Genomic DNA, 17,992 nt, shown 5'->3' on the forward strand with positions numbered 1-17,992 from the left:
GGAAAACATATCCAGGCGGCCGCCCCGCTACCACCCCAGCTTGACCGGGGCGGCCGGCTTTTCTCATGTTCCTGATGTGGTCGCAGCTCGCGGTCTTCGCGCTCCTCACCTGGCAGGTCGCGGCCGGTGGCCCGCTGCGCGGGCTGGACGGGCGGATCGACCGGACCGTCGTCGGCCGGGGCCCCGCCCGGCTCACCGAATTCCTAGCCGATCTCGGCAACATGCAGGTCGCGCTCCCGGTGCTGGGCTGCGCGATCGTCTGGGCACTGGCGCGCGGCGCGCGCCGGGAGCCGTTGTACGCGGCGCTCACCATGGCGGCGGTACCGCTGCTGGTCGTCCCGCTCAAGGTATGGATGGCCCGCCCGGGACCTCTGACCGAGGCGACCGGCTACTACCCGTCGGGCCACGCGGCGACGGCCGCGGTGGCGTACGGGGCGGCGGCGCTGCTGGTCACGCCGCGCGCAGGGACGGCAGGGCGGCCGAAGTGGTCATGGATGATGCCCGTCGCCGCTGTCCTGCTGACAGTGGCGACGGGCATCGGTCTGGTGCTGCGCGGCTATCACTGGCCGCTGGATGTGCTCGGCAGCTGGTGCCTGAGCGGATCGATCCTTCTGGCACTCAGCGGCACGGGCCGGCGTTCGAGGCGCCGTCAGCCACCGAAGTAGGCGTCGAAATTCCTGGCGAACTCACCGTTGTTGAAGCGGTCCCAGTTGATCGACCACGTCATCAGCCCGCGCAGCCCGGCCCAGGTCCCGTGTGTCGCGTAGGAACCGCAGTCGGTCTTCTTCGTCAGGCAGTTCAGCGTCTTGGTGACTTCGGCGGGTGAGGTGTAGCCGTTGCCCGCCTGGGTGGAGGCCGGGAGGCCGATGGCGATCTGATCGGGGCGGAGGCCGGGGAAGAACTTGGTGGTGTCGCCTGCCACCGGGAAGCCGGTGAGCATCATGTCGGTCATGGCGATGTGGAAGTCGGCGCCGCCCATCGAGTGGTACTGGTTGTCCAGCCCCATGATGGAACCCGAGTTGTAGTCCTGGACGTGCAGAAGGGTGAGGTCGTCACGCAGGGCGTTGATGACCGGGAGGTAGGAGCCGGCGCGCGGGTCCTGGCCGCCCCAGGGACCCGAACCGTAGTACTGGTAGCCGAGCTGCACGAAGAAGGTCTCGGGAGCCATGGTCAGGACGAACTTGTCGCCGTACTTGGCCTTGAGGGTCTTCACCGCGGAGATCAGGTTGACGATGACCGGAGTGGTCGGATTGCGGAAGTCGGTGTCGCCGGTGTTCAGCGAGAGTGAGTGGCCCTCGAAGTCGATGTCCAGGCCGTCCAGGCCGTAATCGTCGATGATCTTGCTGACGGAGGAGACGAAGGTGTCACGGGCGGCGGTGGTGGCGAGCTGCACCTGACCGTTCTGGCCGCCGATGGAGATCAGTACCTTCTTGCCCGCGGCCTGCTTGGCCTTGATGGCCGCCTTGAACTCGGCCACGGACTCGACGTTCGGGCACTCGGTGGCCGGGCAGAGCGAGAACCGGATGTCGCCGGAGGTGACCGAGGTGGGCTCGCCGAAGGCCAGGTCGATGACGTCCCAGGAGTCGGGGACGTCCGCCATCCGCGTGTAGCCGGAACCGTTGGCGAAGCTGGAGTGCAGATAGCCGACGAGGGCGTGGGCAGGGAGGCCCGTGTTGCCGCCTCCGCCGCCCGCCGTGGTGGTGGCGCTGACGGCGGAGGATCTGGCGGACTCACCGGCGGAGTTGGTCGCGGCGACCTGGAAGCTGTACGCGGTCGAGGCGGCCAGTCCCGACACGGTGGCGGAGGTTCCGGTGACGGAGAGGACCTTCGCGCCTCCCTGGTAGACGTTGTAGCCGGTGGCCCCGGCGGAGCCGGTCCACGAGAGGGCGACGGACGACGAGGTGGTCGTGCCGGTCTTCAGCCCGGTGGGGGCGGCCGGGAGCGTGACCGGGTCACCACCGGGGCCGACGAGGGAGAGGTCGTCGGCGTAGTAGGCGGGGGTGCCGTACCAGCCGTGGGTGTAGACCGTCACCGAGGTCGTGGCGGCGCCGGTCGTGAACGTGGTGGTGAGCTGCGTCCAGCCGGGAGAGGACGCCGTCCAGGTCGACACATCGGTGGTACCGGTTCCGGCTGCGCCGAGGTAGACGTAGCTGCCCTGCACCCAGGCGCTCAGCGTGTACGTGGAGTTCGGTTTGACCGTGACGGCCTGGGAGCACTGAGCGTTGTCGCTGCCGGCCGGCGTCGCCCTGAGCGCCGAAGCACCTCCGTGGGTGGGTGTGCTGACGACGGCTCCGCTGCCGCCCGTACAGCTCCAGCCGTCCAGACCGGCCTCGAAGCCGCCGTTGTGCGCCAGATCGGCGTCGGCCGCGACGGCGGCCGGCGCCGAGGCGGCCAGGCCGCCGGCGACCAGGAGGGCCGCCGAGAAGGCGGCCAGAAGTCCGGAAAGTCTGGCGGGGGGTCCCGTGCGTTCCACAACGGCCTCCGTGCAGGGGGGAATTGAACGTGGCGCACAACATGGTCCAGACCAATCAGGTTGTCAAGACCTCTGGCTTCTCCCGCCCTGCGGCCTCGCTTCACCCACGCACCCCATGGACCCGCCACGCCTCCTGCCGCGACCCGTCACCACCCCCGGCCGCGCGCCCCTCATCAGCCCCGGCCTCACCCCCGCTCCGGCCCGTCCCCCGCCCGTGCCGCCCCCGCCGCGGCCTCGTGCATCGCCAGCTCCAGCAGCGTCGCGTCGGTGAGCGTCCCCGAGCCGTCCGGCGGGATCAGCCAGCGCACCCGGCCCGCCGCCCGCCCCGGGTAGGGCACCACGATCCACGTGCCGTGTCCGGCTCCGCGCACCCCCGTACCGATCCAGCGGGCAACGGTGCCCGGCGGCACGAAGAACCCCATGCGGTCGTCCCCGAAGTCGGAAAGGACCGGACCCGGCCGGTCGATGAGGCGGGTGAGTACGTCGAGGGTCGGGTAGCCGAGCTCCCCGGGAAGAATCAGCACGTCCCAGCGCCTTCCGGCGGGAAGGAGCGTGATCCCCCGAGGATCGCGCTCCCACTCCCACCGGCAGGCCTCCGGGTCCGGTGCCACTGATGCCAGCCAACCGACTGCCGCTCTTGCCCCCGTGCCAGTCACGCCCGGCCTCCCTTCCGTGTACGCGGACGGTGCGTCCACACGGTGAGAGAGGGGGCGGCCGGGATCATTACGCGGGTTGGAGCTGCCAATCGCCTGTGAAGGCGATCACAGAGCGATCGCCCCTGCCGGCGGGAACGGCATCGGCCCGGTGACCGCCGCTCCCCCGACGGGCCCGCAGCGTCGGTCCACAGAACAGGCGGCCCGCCCACAGCCAGAGGCTGTCCCGTGATGCATGGCGGGACAGCGCTCAGGCGCGGGACAGCGGCAAGGCGATCGGATCGCTCAGAGGCAGTAACGGGATGCCACCGGCCCGGTCGACCGCCTGCCACAGCCGCTGCGATGCCGGATCGGTTCCCACAGCCCCCTCGCAGCCGAGAAAGTACTCGGTGAGGAAGGCGCGCACCGGACCGGAGTCGACCGAACCATCCGTCCCGTTCCCCGGCAGGGGGGCCAGAGCGATGAGCAGCATCCCGTGGACTCGCTCAGCACCTGGGCGCAGCGACGGCTGGAAGTACGGCAGATCCAGGGCTCGGGCGCCGTGCCGCTCATAGAAGCGCAGCCGCGCGAGGACGTCGCCACGATCCGCGTCGGTGCGGTGAGCCGACGGGTGCTCGATCTCGGCGAGTGTCATCTCCGGGTGGTAGCGCTGCTGCCAGGCACCGCCGATCTCGCCCATGAGAAGTCCGCCGAGGCCCTCCGACCGCCGCTCCCGGCGTACAGCTATGTACGCGAGCAACAGGACCCGGCTGCCCGGATCCCATTCGCCGACCGCCGCCGCCAACGGCCTTCCCCGGTCGTCCATCACGGCGGTGAGCACGCCGAGGCCCGCCAGCAGCCCGCCCCTCAACTCGTCACACGAGACCAATTCATCGGAAATAAACGCATCGCGAAGTATTTCGTTGTAGATCACTTCCACCAGCGGGCTACTGCCGCCGATATCCGTGACGCGCATCACTGCCCCCGACGAACGGTGCGTGGCCAAATATCCGAGTCCCTTTTTCGAACGGGCGGCAGAATCCATGCGTCACCGATTCCTTCTGGATCTGGGCCAGAGCAGGAGGCCCAGGAGCAGTGCCACGAACAGAATGCCGGCCACGCCCACGACTGCCCATGTCGCGGCCCCATCGCTTTCGAAGAATCCCGCCTGCAGCACCTGGATGATGCCCGATACTCCCGCGGCGGCAATCACCGCGAGAAATACTTCCAGTTTGGCCCGTTGCCTGTTTTCCCGCCGCTCCTCCTCCTTGGCTTCCTGCTCCTCGCGCTGCCTGGCCAATTTCTCTATGGTGACGCCGAGTTGTTCGTCCGCCACCTCTTCGATCATGGCGTTGAGCTCCGCGACACGCTGCTGGAAACCGCAGTGCTCCAACACCAGCCGGAGGCTGTCAGCCACTACGGGCGACGCCATCAGGGACGGCGAGCGGATGAGCGCGATAGTGGATCTGGCCCCGGTGGCGAAGTCGTTGAGGCGGATCTTCTCGGCATCCAGCTCCCGTGAAAGAGCGCTCAGGGCCTGCGCGCTCATGTCCTGGTGGCGTTCCGCCGCGTCCACCCGGGTCTGGAAGCCGTCGACCCGCTCGTAGTGATCGGCCAGTTCGAGGGACCAGCCGGCGAAGAGCCCGTCGAGCGAGGCGGCGAACTCCGCCACGCTCCCGCGGGTGCCCTGGGTGAACGCGGCCGCCCCGAGCGCCGCGATGACCGTCGTGTTGGAGGTGCGTACGGTCTGTTCCCCGATCAGGCCGGTCGTCGTCGAGGAAATCTCGTTGTCGGTCGCGTAACGGATCCACTCGGCCAACGACCCGATCAGGTAGGTGACGGGGTTGGTGAGCACCTGTGCACCCACCGCCTTGAAGAGGTCGCTCACGGTCCGCACCTCGCGCCGCGGCAGGGAACTCGCGGGGCCGGGTGTCGTGGAGGCCGCGTCGACGGTGACGACGAGCTGGAACATGCCCTGGCGCGCGACGACATCGGCCTGAGACGTCGCCTCGGTCTCACGGAGGCGTCTGCAGGCGTCCTCCGCCAATTGCACCGCGAGATCCGCCAGCCGCGGCCACACCGTGTACGGGTTGCCCTCGAAGGTGACCCGCACGGCTCCGTGCTCGGGTGCGGCACGCAGCGTCATCGCGTAGAGCTCGGCCGGCATGACGTTCGTGATGTCCGACGTGAAACGCACGTGGTGGTTACCCAGTTTCGAGAACCGGATCTCAGCCTGGAACCGCCCGAGTTCCTCGCCGTCGGTGCCGCACATGACCACACCGGGAAGCGACACGAGGGCGCCGTCGTAGTGCCGCTTGAACGCGTCCGAACCGTCCCAGACGTCGTCGAGCTTCAGCGAGCTGTTCACCGCCAGGGGCTCCACGCCTCCCAGTCGCCAGCCGTCGGCTCCTTCGCCGATGCTGTTCAGCACCGCTTGCGGCGGTACACCGCGGGTGGCGAACGGGTAGAGGTAGACGATCTTTCCCTGGTCGATCCTCAGCCAGGGTTCGTGCCTCACGCCGTTCAACGCCATCAAGGAGAAGCGGTTGGCCCGCAGTTCGCTCAAGTACACGGAGTCGGTGATCTCCTCACCGCTCTCGGCCGCTTCGAGGTTCTCGATCGCGTGGTCGAGCGACGCCCCGGTCGCGAGGAACTCGCGCACTCCGCGCACGGCAGCAGCGACAGCCGCGTTGTAAGCCTCGCATTCCGCCGCGTAATCGACCAGGAAGGCACTGAGATCCGGATACTCGACGGCTGCTCGCCCGGCGAGTCCGGCCGCCTCGCGAGCCTTCGCCGCGGCGGTCTCCAGGGCAGCCTCGTGAGCGGCCAACTGCCCCGTGGTCATGGCGTTCTCCGCGCTGATCTGCGCGGCGAGGCTCTCCATCATCGCGAGTACGGCCCGCGCCAGTACCGCGTCCTCCCCCGTCACCATCGCCCCGTGGTCGCGCAGGCAGTTGCGCGCGCCGCTCAGGGTGTCCCACATCGGCTGGTAGTGGTAGGAGATCTCCCACTCCGACTCGACCGACAGGAGCACGAACAACAGCAGCAGCGGCACACCGCCCGGCGCGGCGGCAGCCTTCGGCAGCTGGGCGAGGATCTCCGCCGTCGCCGAATCCGTCCGGTCGGCCAGCCGACGGCTCGACGGGAGCAGCTCGGGGAAGCGCGCGGAGTCCCACTGCGGTAGCTCGTGCAGCGTCCCGGTCTCCACTTGATTGCCGGTCAGCCACTCGCGCAGCGGCTGCAACTCGCCCTCGCTCAGGGCCTCCACCAGGTCACGATGCATCAGGTGATGATATAAGCCCGCGCGCCGGACTGTCAGTTGCACCGTCACCACCCCGGGTGACCGGACATGTCCTTCACCGGTTGTGTCAGTGGCGGATGCCACACTCACACGTCATGGAACAGATGGACGATCTCGTGGCCCGGACCCACCGCGGCGAGAGGGTGAAGTACCTGCGGTTCTGGGGGCACCGCCCCCTTCCGGACGGCCGGATCGGCGCGAGCTGCCTCAGTCAGTGGTGGCCGTCACCCTTCACCGCCGACGGGGTGACATACGCGTCGGCCGAGCACTGGATGATGGCCGGCAAGGCCCGGCTCTTCGGCGACGAGGAGGCGGAGGTCCTCGCGCTGAAGGCGAGCAGCCCGGCGGCGGCCAAGAAGACGGGCCGGCTGGTCCGCGGGTTCGACGAGGCCGTCTGGGAGCGCGAGCGCTTCGCGCTCGTCGTGGCGGGGAGCGTCCACAAGTTCGGTCAGCATCCCGGGCTGCGGGAGTTCCTGCTGGGCACCGGGGACCGGGTGCTGGTCGAAGCGAGCCCGGTCGACCGGATCTGGGGCATCGGGCTGGCGGCTGACGACCCACGGGCCGAGGACCCGGCGCTCTGGCGCGGGCTGAACCTGCTGGGATTCGCGCTGATGGAGGCGCGGGCGCGACTGCGCGCGGCATCGGTGACCGACGCGATATGAAACGGTCCGCGGGGCGGTGGGACACTCCCCACCGCCCCGCGGACCCTGCTCTCGGTGCAGCAGCCGTCCGGCGACTACCGCGAGACCTCCACGACCAGCGACGATCCGTACGTGTCGTCGTAGGAGCTGTCGTCGAACGAATCCGCGTGGGTCGCGAACAGCCAGACGAGGAAGCCGATGATGGCCAGGCCGAAGACGATACCGATGGACCCCATGATGATCCCGGCCAGCGCCTGACCGCTGTTGGTCGCCTCGCCGCGCTGTGCCCGCTTACGGCCCAGGATGCCGAAGACCAGGGCGAGTCCGCCCAGGATCAGGCTGGGTATCCCGTAGATGCAGAACAGGCAGATGGCCAGGATGCCGAGCACCATGGCTGCCGTGCCCATGCCGTTGGAGGGCTCCGGCCCGCCCCAGGGAGCCTGGCCGTAGCCGGGGTGTGCCGGGTACCCGCCGTACGGCGGAGCGGGCGCGGCAGGGTAGCCGTACTGGCCCGCGGGCGAGCCCTGCTGCCCCGGACCGTTGGGCCCGATCGGCGGCGGCGGTACGTCCCCCGGACCCTGTCCGGGTCCGCTCACGGGACCCGTCCCGACCGGGGGGCCGAAACCCTCCGCGGGACCCGGCGCAGTGGCCGGCATCGAGACGACCGTCTGCTGGTCGTGCACAGCGGGCGGCTGCGGGTCGCCGGTCTGCTTCTCCAGCGGCACCCCGCCGGTGGGCGGTGCCCACGGATCGTGTGATCCAGCCTTGTCCTCGGGCCGATCTGTACTGTCTGACATGGGCCTCCCCCTTCGTGGTCCCGTCATGCTACGGCCCGTCCCCGGGGCCCCCGCCCCGGCCTACGATGATGCCCGTACCGAACCGGGCCGCGCCGCGCCGCCCGGGCCGCCCACGCTCATGCCCCGGAGAAACCGATGACCGATCTGCACCCCTTCATCGCGGGGCTGCCCAAGGCCGAACTCCATGTCCACCATGTCGGATCGGCCTCGCCCCGTATCGTCGCCGAACTGGCGGCCCACCATCCGGACTCCAAGGTCCCCACCGACCCCGAGGCGCTGGCCGACTACTTCTCCTTCACCGACTTCGGCCACTTCATCGACGTCTACCTCTCCGTCGTGGACCTCATCCGCACCCCGGAGGACGTGCGGCTGCTGACGTTCGAGATCGCCCGTGACATGGCCCGCCAGAACATCCGGTACGCGGAACTGACCGTGACCCCGTTCAGCTCGACCCGCCGCGGCATCCCGGAGCAGGGCTTCATGGAAGCCATCGAGGACGCCCGCAAGGCTGCCGAGTCAGAGTTCGGAACCGTCCTGCGCTGGACCTTCGACATTCCCGGCGAGGCCGGCCTGGAGGCCGCGGAGGAGACCACCCGGCTCGCGGTCGATCTGCGGCCGGAGGGGCTCGTCGCGTTCGGCCTCGGCGGCCCGGAGATCGGCGTACCCCGCCCGCAGTTCAAGCCCTACTTCGACCGGGCGATCGCCGAGGGTCTGCACTCCGTCCCGCACGCCGGGGAGACCACGGGGCCGCAGACCATCTGGGACGCCCTGGGCGAGCTGCGCGCCGAACGCATCGGCCACGGCACCAGCGCCACCCAGGACCGCAGGCTCCTGGACCACCTCGCCGAGCACCGCATCCCGCTGGAGGTCTGCCCGACCTCGAACATCGCGACCCGCGCCGTGACCGATCTCGATCAGCACCCGGTCAAGGAGATGGTGGAGGCCGGAGTCCTGGTCACCATCAACAGCGACGACCCGCCGATGTTCGGCACGGACCTCAACAACGAGTACGGGGTGGCGGCCCGCCTCCTCGGCCTGGACGAGCGGGGTCTCGCCGAGCTCGCGAAGAACGCGGTGGAGGCCTCGTACCTGGACCCGGCCGGCAAGCGGACGCTGAACGCCGAGATCGACACGTACACGACGGACTGGCTGCGGCGCACCGGACGGTGACCGGCGGGTGGTGACAATGGCTCCATGGCCACTCCTGTCACCGCCGTGGCGCACCGCGGCGATCCCTACCGTGCCCGTGAGAACACCCTCCCCTCGATCCGCTCCGCCGTCGAACGGGGAGCGGATGCCATCGAGATCGACGTCCGGGTCACCCGCGACGGGGTGCCGGTCCTGCTGCACGACTCCACGCTGGAAAGGCTGTGGGGCCACGACCGCAGGCTGGACCGGCTCACCCACCAGGAAGTCGGCGAGCTGACCGGGGGCGGTGTGCCCACGCTGCGCGAGGCGCTGCTCGCCGCCGGGGCGCACCGCCTCATGGTCGATCTGCCCGGCTCCACCGACGAGTCGGTGCGCAGGACCGTCGCCGTGGTCCGCGAGTGCGGGGCCGGCGAGCGCGCGTACTACTGCGCGGGCCCCGCGGCCATGCTGCGGGTGCGCGCCGCGGATCCGTCCGCCGAGATCGCCCTGACCTGGACGACACTCGCCCCGCCGCGCCCCGTCCTGCTGGATGCGGTACGGCCTCGCTGGCTCAACTACCGGTTCGGTCTGGTGAGCCGGGAGCTGACGGACCGCGTCCACCGGGACGGGCTGCTGGTGTCGGCCTGGACGGCCGACACCAAGCGCACGATGCGCCGCCTGATCAGGCGGGGCGTCGACTCGATCACCACCAACCGTGTCGACGCCCTGCGCGACGTGTTGGCCAACTCCCGTACCGATGCGTCAACTTGATCTCCATCCGGCATCATGGGCGGTGCCTCGCCGCCGGCGGGGTACCGCCCGGGCGCCCGAGGAGCAGATGTGACCGATCAGCACAGCAGTCCCCTTCCCGGCCGCGTCCGGTCCGACATCGCACACAACGCCCGGGTCTGGAACCACTGGCTGGGCGGCAAGGACAACTACCCCGTCGACCGCGCGGTGGGCGACCGGGTCACCGCCATGTATCCGAGCATCGGTGAAGTGGCACGCGCCGACCGGGCGTTCCTGGGGCGGGTGGTCCGGCATCTGGCGGGCGACGTGGGGATCGAGCAGTTCCTGGACATAGGCACCGGCCTGCCGACCGCCGACAACACCCATGAGGTCGCACAGCACACCGCTCCCGACGCCCGCATCGTGTACGTCGACAACGACCCGATCGTGCTGTCGCACGCCCGCACACTGCTCACCAGCTCGCCGGAGGGCGCGACCGAGTACATCGAGGCGGACGCCCGCGATCCGGAGCGGATCCTGCGGGCCCTCGAACCGACCCTCGACCTGAAGAAGCCGGTCGCGGTCATGATGCTCGGCATCCTGAACTTCGTACTCGACACGGAGGAGGCGCGGGGCATCGTGCGGACGCTGATGGACGCGATGCCGCCCGGCAGCCGGCTGGTGCTGACCCACCCCACGCTCGAGCTGGGCGGTGAGGGCAACGAGGCGGCGATGCGGTTCTGGAACGAGAACGCCACCCCGCCGATCACCGCCCGCAGCCGTGCCGAGTTCGCCACCTTCCTGGAGGGGCTGGAGATCGCCGAGCCGGGCATCGTGTCGTGCGCCCGCTGGCGTGCCGAACCGGGCTCCGGGACGGCCGAGGTCGCCCAGTTCGGCGCAGTGGCCCGGAAGCGCTGACGGCGCCGGTTCCATGCACATACGAGACATGGGCGCGAGGGCGCTCGGCGCCGGTCCCCGGGCCGTGGACCTCACCGTCACGCTGCTGGTGCAGGCCGCGGTGACCATGCCGTTCGTCGTCCCGCGCGCCCCGGAACTGCCGGACGCGACGTGGACGGCATACGGGCTGACCACGCTGTCCGTGCTGCCGCTGGCCGCCCGGCGGCGGGCCCCGGTCGCGGTCCTGTTCGCCGTGCTCGCCGCCGGCGGCCTGTACAAGTTCACCGTCGACGGCCCGGGCCAGCCGCTTCCGTACACCGGCCTCGTGGCCTTCTACACGGTGGCCGAGCTCTCCTCGTCGCCGAAGCGGCTCGGGATCGCGGTGCTCACGGCCCTGACGGTGCTGTGCTCGGTCGGACTGGACAGCAACGACATGAGGGAGCTGTTCTTCTCCCTCTTCGTGTTCGCCGCGGCCTATGCCTTCGGCCGGCTCACCGTGACGCGCAAGGCCTATCTGAGGGCGGTGGAGGACCGGGCCCGGCAGCTGGAGCTGACGCGCCGGATCGAGGCCGAACAGGCGGCGGCCCGCGAACGGGCCAGAATCGCGCGGGAGATGCACGACATCCTGTCCCACGCCGTGAGCCTGATGATCGTGCAGGCGGAGGCCGGACCGGTGGCGGTGCGCACGGCGCCGGAACGCGCCGAGGCGGCGTTCGACGCCATCTCGGAGACCGGCCGGGACGCCATGGCGCAGCTGCGCCGCATGCTCGGCGTGCTGCGCGAGAACGAGGACGAGCCGGGCGCGCCGCGCGAGCCCCAGCCCGTACTGGACGAACTGCCCGCACTGGTCGAGCGGGTGCGCGGCAGTGGTCTGGAGATCTCGTACGAGGTGACGGGGGCGGCCCGCCCGCTCGGCCTGGCTGTCGAGGCCACCGTCCACCGGATCGTGCAGGAGGCGCTGACCAACGTGGTCAAACACGCCGCCGCCGGTACGGTCCGCGTACAACTGGACCACGGTCCCCGGGCGTTGACCGTCACGGTCACCGATGACGGGTCCGGCTCCGCGGGCGGCTCCGGCATGGGCCTGATCGGCATCGGGGAGCGTGCGGCCGCGCACGGCGGTACCGCCCGCACCGGACCGGGTCCTGACGGCCGCGGGTTCCAGGTCCGGGTGACGATTCCGCGGACGGAGACAGGGAGACGAACAGGAACAGGGGTGGGAAGTTGACGATCCGCGTGGTGGTGGCCGACGACCAGGAGCTCGTGCGCAGCGGATTCGCGATGATCCTGGACGCGCAGCCGGACATCGAGGTGGTGGCGGAGGCGGGCGACGGCGGCTCGGCCGTCGACGCGGTGCGCCGGCTGGCTCCCGACGTGGCGCTGCTCGACATCCGGATGCCCGGCACGGACGGCATCGAGGCCTGCCGCACCATCAGCGCCGAGAGCGGCTGCCGGACGGTCATGCTCACCACCTTCGACTCCGACGAGTACGTCTACGAGGCACTGCACGCGGGTGCGAGCGGCTTTCTGCTCAAGGACGTCCGGCGCGACGATCTGGTGCATGCCGTACGCGTGGTGGCGGCGGGGGACTCGTTGCTGGCGCCTTCGGTGGCACGCCGGCTGATCGCCGACTACACCTCGCGCCCGGCCGCACCGGCCGTTCCGCCGTCGGCGCGCCTGGACGTCCTCACCGCCCGCGAACGCGAGACGCTGCTGCATCTGGCCCGCGGCCTGTCGAACGCGGAGATAGCGGCCGCGCTGGTCGTCAGCGAGCACACGGTGAAGACGCACGTGGGCCATGTGCTGTCCAAGCTGGGTCTGCGCGACCGGATCCAGGCGGTCATCTGCGCGTACGAGTGCGGTGTCGTCACTCCCTCGCCGGAGTGACAGGCGCCGCCGTCTCCCCCGCGCGGGTGAGCAGAGTCCGCGACGATGACCGCCCGGCCGGGTGATCCGCCGCGGCCCGCGGATCAACAGGATGGATTCCGGAAGCAGTTACGGATTCCACGCCCCCAGGAGGGCCCTGACATGAACGCCCGCACTTCCCGTACCGTCGCCGCCGCAGCCCTGGTCCTCGGCATGGTCGCCGCCCCGGCCGTCCCGGCGACCGCGGCGGCCCGCACGCCGGCCACCGCCACCGCGACCGCCCACGAGGCGCCGGACGCCCTGGCTCTGCGCGCCGCGATCTCCGGCCTCCCGAAGGAGGACGCCACGGCCGCTCTGGTGCGGGTCGCGGGCACCGGCGGGTCCTGGCGCGGCAGCTCCGGCGTCCACGACCTGAAGTCCGGCCGCCCGGCCGACCCGGGCGGCCGCTTCCGGGCCGGTTCGGTCACCAAGGTCTTCACGGCGGCCGTCGTACTGCAGCTGGCCGGCGAGGGGAAGGTCGATCTGAACCGCCCGGTCCGGCGTTACCTGCCGGAGCTGATCCCCGCGACGTACGGGAAGGTGACGGTACGTCAGTTGTTGAACCACACCAGCGGCATCCCCTCCGTCGGTTCCGGCGGGGACACCCTCGACGAGTGGTACGCGCACCGCTTCGATCTGCATGACGCTGCGCAGGCGGTACGCGCGGCCACCGCCCTGGAGCCGGACTTCGCGCCCGGCACCCAGCAGCACTACGACAACATCGGCTACACCGTGGCGGGCCTGCTGATCGAGAAGGTCACAGGTGACACGTACGCGTCGGAGGTCTCCCGCCGCATCCTGCGACCCCTGCGGCTGAAGGACACCTTCTTCCCCGGCAACGACCCGGCGATCCGCGGCCCGCACAACCACGGCTACCAGATCTTCGACGGGGCGGACGGGGCCGGCGAACTGCGCGACGTGTCGGTATGGGGCGCGACGGACGCCTGGGCGGCGGGTGATCTGATCTCCACCACGGCCGACCTGGAGCACTTCACCCGGGCGCTGTTCCGCGGGCAGGTGGTGCGCGGGCCGCTGCTGGAGGAGATGTTCACGCTGCCCGGCGCATCGGTGCGCGAGTACGGCACGGGCGGCCCCGCGGCGTACAGCGCGGGGCTGTCGGTGATGGAGCTCGGCGGACGTGAGGTCTGGGGCAAGACGGGGGGCCGCTGGGGCTACAACACGGCCGTCGCGGCCACCCGTGATCTCTCCCGCACCCTCGTCTACAGCGTCAACGCGACGGACGCGAAGGGGGAGGGCATGAACGCCACGGCGATGAACATCGTGGTGGCGACCTTCGGCGCTCCGTCGGCCGAGTGACTCAGACCGCCGGCCCGGCGAGCGGGGCCGGCCTGCGCACGGGCGTCTCCAGCACTTCCAGCTGCTTGATCATCCGGCGGACCACGAGCAGCGGAATCACCCCGATGACGCCGAACGACATGTCGATGACCGACCACCAGAAGGGGATCCCCCGGACCGGTCCGCAGATGAGCGCGAGCGGGATGATTCCGCCGCAGGCGATCATGCCGAACTCGATGACCCAGATGTTACGGACCGGGTCGCGGTACGGGCCGTAGAAGGCGACCGCGATGACGAGATGCGCGAAGGCCAGCCAGTCGGTGCCGTACAGCACGAAGGGATACTTCGCGTCGGCCTCGTCGAGCCCGGTCCTGACCCGCGTGATCCACTCCATCAGGGCCGGGAAGTGCTCGGGCACGGGTGAGGCCGAGGACTTCAGGAGGTCCTCGGTCCAGTGGAGTTCATGGACCAGCGGGAACGCGGTCAGCCCGCTCAGCACCAGACAGACGATAAAGACGGCCAACCACACGCGTATGCGCCTGCGCAGGGCTCTTCGCTCGCTCATGTCCGCAGCGTACGCCCGTGTTTACTCGCTCTTTGCACTGCCCCACGACCGGCTCCGCGAGCCGGCCCGCCCCGGTGAGGGGCCGGGTGCGGTCACGGTCCCGGACCTGAGCCCGGGGGCCGCGACCGCACCCTCGCGGGTATCAGCCGTCGAGCGAGGTCATGACGTGCTTGATGCGGGTGTAGTCCTCGAAGCCGTATGCGGAGAGGTCCTTGCCGTAACCGGACTTCTTGAACCCACCGTGCGGCATCTCGGCGACGAGCGGGATGTGGGTGTTGATCCACACGCAGCCGAAGTCGAGGTTCTTGGACATCCGCATCGCGCGGGCGTGGTCCTTGGTCCACACGGACGAGGCGAGGGCGTACTCGACGCCGTTGGCGTACGCCACCGCCTGGTCCTCGTCCGTGAAGGACTGGACGGTGATGACGGGGCCGAAGACCTCGTTCTGGATGATCTCGTCGTCCTGCTGCAGACCGGAGACGACGGTCGGGGCGTAGAAGTAGCCCTTCTCGCCGACCCGGTGACCGCCCGCCTCGACCTTCGCGTGGGAGGGGAGCCGCTCGATGAAGCCGGTGACCTGCTTCAGCTGGTTGGCGTTGTTCAGCGGGCCGTAGAGCACGTCCTCGTCGTCCGGCTGCCCGGTCTTCGTGTCCGCGGCGGCCTTGGCGAGCGCCGACACGAACTCGTCGTGCACGGAGTCGTGGACCAGGACGCGGGTCGCGGCCGTGCAGTCCTGGCCGGCGTTGAAGAAGCCGGCGACCGAGATGCCCTCGACGGCCTTGGCGATGTCGGCGTCACCGAAGACGACCACGGGCGCCTTGCCGCCGAGCTCCAGGTGGACGCGCTTGACGTCCTTGGCGGCGGACTCGGCGACCTGCATGCCGGCCCGTACCGAACCGGTGATGGAGGCCATCGCCGGAGTCGGGTGCTCGACCATCAGCCGGCCGGTCTCCCGGTCACCGCAGATGACGTTGAAGACGCCCTTCGGCAGGATGTCGCCGATGATCTCGCCGATCAGCACGGTCGACGCCGGGGTGGTGTCGGACGGCTTGATGACGACGGTGTTGCCCGCGGCGAGCGCGGGGGCGAACTTCCACACGGCCATCATCATCGGGTAGTTCCACGGCGCGACCTGGGCGCAGACACCGACCGGCTCGCGGCGGATGATCGAGGTCATCCCCTCCATGTACTCGCCGGCCGAGCGGCCTTCGAGCATCCGCGCCGCACCCGCGAAGAAGCGGATCTGGTCCACCATCGGCGGGATCTCTTCGGTACGGGTGAGACCGATCGGCTTGCCGGTGTTCTCGGACTCGGCGGCGATCAGCTCCTCCGCCCGCTCCTCGAAGGCGTCCGCGATCTTCAGCAGGGCCTTCTGGCGCTCGGCGGGCGTGGTGTCGCGCCAGGCGGGGAATGCGGCGGCAGCGGCGTCCATGGCGGCGTCGACATCGGCCCGGCCGGAGAGCGGGGAGCTCGCGTAGACCTCCTCCGTCGCCGGGTTGACCACGTCGATGGTCCGCCCGTCCGCAGCGTCCTGGAACTCCCCGTTGATGTAGTTGCGCAGACGGCGCACCTCGGTGGTCACAACCACCCCTCCTGTCGACACGTCCATTGGGTGAGACGCCCAGCCTAGTCGCAGGGGCCCCGCTTTCGACATACCCAACCGCCGTCAACTTCGGATTCAGTTAGATCTGAGCCCGTAGACAACGAATTTCATCGATTGAGGGTTGCAGGACAGACGAGTCCCGGTGCAGAGTGGGTCCGTGGCCAGTCGCAGCGCAGACTCCAGGACAGGGACCGGATCGTCACCAGCGGTCGATGCCGTCTCCCTCGCAATCATCGAGCAGCTCCAGGAGGACGGGCGTCGTCCGTACGCCGCGATCGGAAAAGCCGTCGGCCTTTCCGAAGCGGCCGTGCGACAGCGTGTCCAGAAGCTGCTCGATCAGGGCGTGATGCAGATCGTCGCCGTCACGGACCCGCTCACCGTGGGATTCCGCCGGCAGGCGATGGTCGGCATCAATGTCGACGGGGACCTCGATCCCGTCGCCGAGGCCCTGTCGGCCATGGCCGAGTGCGAGTACGTCGTGATGACCGCGGGCTCCTTCGACCTGATGGTGGAGATCGTCTGCGAGGACGACGACCACCTGCTGGAAACGATCAACAAACGCATCCGGGCCATTCCCGGGGTGCGCTCCACCGAGAGCTTCGTCTACCTGAAGCTCAAGAAGCAGACCTACATGTGGGGAACCCGATAGCCGTGAGCAAGGACCTCAGCCGAACCGCGTACGACCACCTGTGGATGCACTTCACCCGCATGTCGGACTACGAGAACGCGCCTGTTCCCACCATCGTGCGTGGCGAGGGCACCTACATCTTCGACGACCAGGGCAAGCGCTACCTCGACGGCCTGTCCGGCCTCTTCGTGGTCAATGCCGGTCACGGGCGTCACGAGCTCGCCGAGGCGGCGTACAAGCAGGGCCAGGAACTGGCCTTCTTCCCGGTGTGGTCCTACGCCCACCCGAAGGCCGTCGAGCTGGCCGAGCGGCTCGCCGACTACGCTCCGGGCGACCTCAACAAGGTCTTCTTCACCACGGGTGGCGGCGAGGCCGTCGAGACCGCCTGGAAGCTGGCCAAGCAGTACTTCAAGCTGAAGGGCAAGCCCACCAAGTACAAGGTCATCTCGCGTGCGGTCGCCTACCACGGCACCCCGCAGGGCGCCCTTTCGATCACCGGCCTGCCGGCGCTGAAGGCACCGTTCGAGCCGCTGGTCCCCGGCGCTCACAAGGTGCCGAACACCAACATCTACCGCGCCCCGATCCACGGCGACGACCCGGAGGCCTTCGGCCGCTGGGCCGCCGACCAGATCGAGCAGGAGATCCTGTTCGAGGGCCCGGACACCGTCGCCGCCGTCTTCCTGGAGCCGGTGCAGAACGCCGGCGGCTGCTTCCCGCCGCCGCCCGGGTACTTCCAGCGGGTTCGCGAGATCTGCGACAAGTACGACGTGCTGCTCGTCTCCGACGAGGTCATCTGCGCCTTCGGCCGCCTCGGCACGATGTTCGCCTGCGACAAGTTCGGCTACGTGCCGGACATGATCACCTGTGCCAAGGGCATGACGTCGGGCTACTCCCCGATCGGCGCCTGCATCGTCTCGGACCGCATCGCCGAGCCGTTCTACGAGGGCGGCAACACCTTCCTGCACGGCTACACCTTCGGTGGCCACCCGGTCTCCGCCGCGGTCGGTCTCGCCAACCTCGACATCTTCGAGCGCGAGGGTCTCAACCAGCACGTCCTGGACAACGAGAACGCGTTCTTCACGACGCTGCAGAAGCTGCACGACCTGCCGATCGTCGGCGACGTCCGCGGCAACGGCTTCTTCTACGGCATCGAACTGGTGAAGGACAAGGTCACCAAGGAGACCTTCACCGACGAGGAGACCGAGCGCGTCCTGTACGGCTTCCTCTCCAAGGCGCTGTACGAGAACGGCCTGTACTGCCGGGCCGACGACCGCGGTGACCCGGTCGTCCAGCTCGCCCCGCCGCTGATCTCCGACCGGTCGACGTTCGACGAGATCGAGTCCATCCTGCGGTCCGTGCTGACGGAGGCCTGGACGAAGCTCTGAGCGGGACGGTGA

At 69.6% G+C, this 17,992-nt stretch carries 17 protein-coding genes; 10 read left to right on the plus strand and 7 right to left on the minus strand.

Annotated elements, in window-relative coordinates; translation table 11 throughout:
* Positions 1–74: 74 nt before the first annotated feature.
* Complete coding sequence (locus tag ACFVXE_RS30720) at positions 75–665, plus strand: phosphatase PAP2 family protein (RefSeq protein WP_389676133.1); 591 nt, start codon at positions 75–77, stop codon at positions 663–665.
* Here ACFVXE_RS30720 and ACFVXE_RS30725 read toward each other — a convergent pair.
* The 4 genes from ACFVXE_RS30725 to ACFVXE_RS30740 all read right to left on the minus strand — a co-directional run bounded on the left by ACFVXE_RS30725 (position 650) and on the right by ACFVXE_RS30740 (position 6,388).
* Positions 650–2,473, minus strand: a complete 1,824-nt coding sequence (locus tag ACFVXE_RS30725; protein WP_389676087.1) for a chitinase — start codon at positions 2,471–2,473, stop codon at positions 650–652. The genes ACFVXE_RS30720 and ACFVXE_RS30725 overlap by 16 nt on opposite strands.
* A gap of 185 nt (positions 2,474–2,658) precedes the next feature.
* On the minus strand, positions 2,659–3,129 hold the full coding sequence (locus ACFVXE_RS30730) for a hypothetical protein (protein ID WP_389676089.1): 471 nt from the start codon (positions 3,127–3,129) through the stop codon (positions 2,659–2,661).
* 247 nt (positions 3,130–3,376) lie between these two features.
* Positions 3,377–4,081 carry a GNAT family N-acetyltransferase gene (locus ACFVXE_RS30735; protein ID WP_389676091.1) on the minus strand — a complete coding sequence of 235 codons (705 nt, stop codon included), beginning with the start codon at positions 4,079–4,081 and terminating at the stop codon, positions 3,377–3,379.
* 72 nt (positions 4,082–4,153) lie between these two features.
* Entirely contained in the window at positions 4,154–6,388 is a 2,235-nt protein-coding gene (locus tag ACFVXE_RS30740) for a hypothetical protein (RefSeq protein WP_389676093.1), read from the minus strand.
* A gap of 122 nt (positions 6,389–6,510) precedes the next feature.
* On the opposite strand from ACFVXE_RS30740, the gene ACFVXE_RS30745 reads away from it, so the two are divergent.
* Positions 6,511–7,068 (plus strand): NADAR family protein, encoded by a 558-nt coding sequence (locus ACFVXE_RS30745; protein ID WP_389676134.1) that lies wholly within the window; start codon positions 6,511–6,513, stop codon positions 7,066–7,068.
* A 74-nt stretch (positions 7,069–7,142) separates the two neighbouring features.
* Here the strand turns inward: ACFVXE_RS30745 and ACFVXE_RS30750 are convergent, their stop codons facing one another.
* Positions 7,143–7,844 (minus strand): DUF4190 domain-containing protein, encoded by a 702-nt coding sequence (locus tag ACFVXE_RS30750; protein ID WP_389676094.1) that lies wholly within the window; start codon positions 7,842–7,844, stop codon positions 7,143–7,145.
* Between the two features lie 135 nt (positions 7,845–7,979).
* Here ACFVXE_RS30750 and ACFVXE_RS30755 point away from each other — a divergent pair, with 135 nt between their 5' ends.
* From ACFVXE_RS30755 to ACFVXE_RS30780, 6 genes are all read left to right on the plus strand, one after another.
* Positions 7,980–9,014, plus strand: a complete 1,035-nt coding sequence (locus ACFVXE_RS30755; protein WP_389676095.1) for an adenosine deaminase — start codon at positions 7,980–7,982, stop codon at positions 9,012–9,014.
* Between the two features lie 24 nt (positions 9,015–9,038).
* Positions 9,039–9,743, plus strand: coding sequence for a glycerophosphodiester phosphodiesterase (locus ACFVXE_RS30760; protein ID WP_389676096.1), 705 nt, complete (start codon positions 9,039–9,041; stop codon positions 9,741–9,743).
* 12 nt (positions 9,744–9,755) lie between these two features.
* On the plus strand, positions 9,756–10,619 hold the full coding sequence (locus tag ACFVXE_RS30765; protein ID WP_389676136.1) for an SAM-dependent methyltransferase: 864 nt from the start codon (positions 9,756–9,758) through the stop codon (positions 10,617–10,619).
* A 13-nt stretch (positions 10,620–10,632) separates the two neighbouring features.
* A complete protein-coding gene (locus ACFVXE_RS30770) occupies positions 10,633–11,826 on the plus strand; it encodes a sensor histidine kinase (RefSeq protein ID WP_389676097.1) in 1,194 nt (397 codons plus the stop codon).
* Positions 11,823–12,485 (plus strand): response regulator, encoded by a 663-nt coding sequence (locus ACFVXE_RS30775; RefSeq protein WP_389676099.1) that lies wholly within the window; start codon positions 11,823–11,825, stop codon positions 12,483–12,485. Before ACFVXE_RS30770 ends, ACFVXE_RS30775 begins: the two co-directional genes overlap by 4 nt.
* A gap of 141 nt (positions 12,486–12,626) precedes the next feature.
* Positions 12,627–13,820, plus strand: a complete 1,194-nt coding sequence (locus tag ACFVXE_RS30780) for a serine hydrolase domain-containing protein (protein WP_389676100.1) — start codon at positions 12,627–12,629, stop codon at positions 13,818–13,820.
* A gap of 1 nt (position 13,821) precedes the next feature.
* Here ACFVXE_RS30780 and ACFVXE_RS30785 read toward each other — a convergent pair whose 3' ends face one another.
* Positions 13,822–14,364, minus strand: a complete 543-nt coding sequence (locus ACFVXE_RS30785; protein ID WP_389676102.1) for a hypothetical protein — start codon at positions 14,362–14,364, stop codon at positions 13,822–13,824.
* 142 nt (positions 14,365–14,506) lie between these two features.
* On the minus strand, positions 14,507–15,946 hold the full coding sequence (locus tag ACFVXE_RS30790) for a gamma-aminobutyraldehyde dehydrogenase (protein ID WP_389676103.1): 1,440 nt from the start codon (positions 15,944–15,946) through the stop codon (positions 14,507–14,509).
* A gap of 163 nt (positions 15,947–16,109) precedes the next feature.
* Here ACFVXE_RS30790 and ACFVXE_RS30795 point away from each other — a divergent pair, with 163 nt between their 5' ends.
* Together ACFVXE_RS30795 and ACFVXE_RS30800 are read left to right on the plus strand one after the other, a co-directional pair.
* A complete protein-coding gene (locus tag ACFVXE_RS30795; protein WP_389676104.1) occupies positions 16,110–16,616 on the plus strand; it encodes an Lrp/AsnC family transcriptional regulator in 507 nt (168 codons plus the stop codon).
* Positions 16,601–17,980: an aspartate aminotransferase family protein gene (locus ACFVXE_RS30800; RefSeq protein WP_389676106.1), complete on the plus strand. Its 1,380-nt coding sequence runs from the start codon at positions 16,601–16,603 to the stop codon at positions 17,978–17,980. The genes ACFVXE_RS30795 and ACFVXE_RS30800 overlap by 16 nt, the downstream gene beginning before the upstream one ends.
* Positions 17,981–17,992: the final 12 nt, after the last annotated feature.

This window comes from Streptomyces sp. NPDC058231 (assembly GCF_042882275.1).
In the GTDB taxonomy this organism is placed as follows: Bacteria; Actinomycetota; Actinomycetes; order Streptomycetales; family Streptomycetaceae; genus Streptomyces.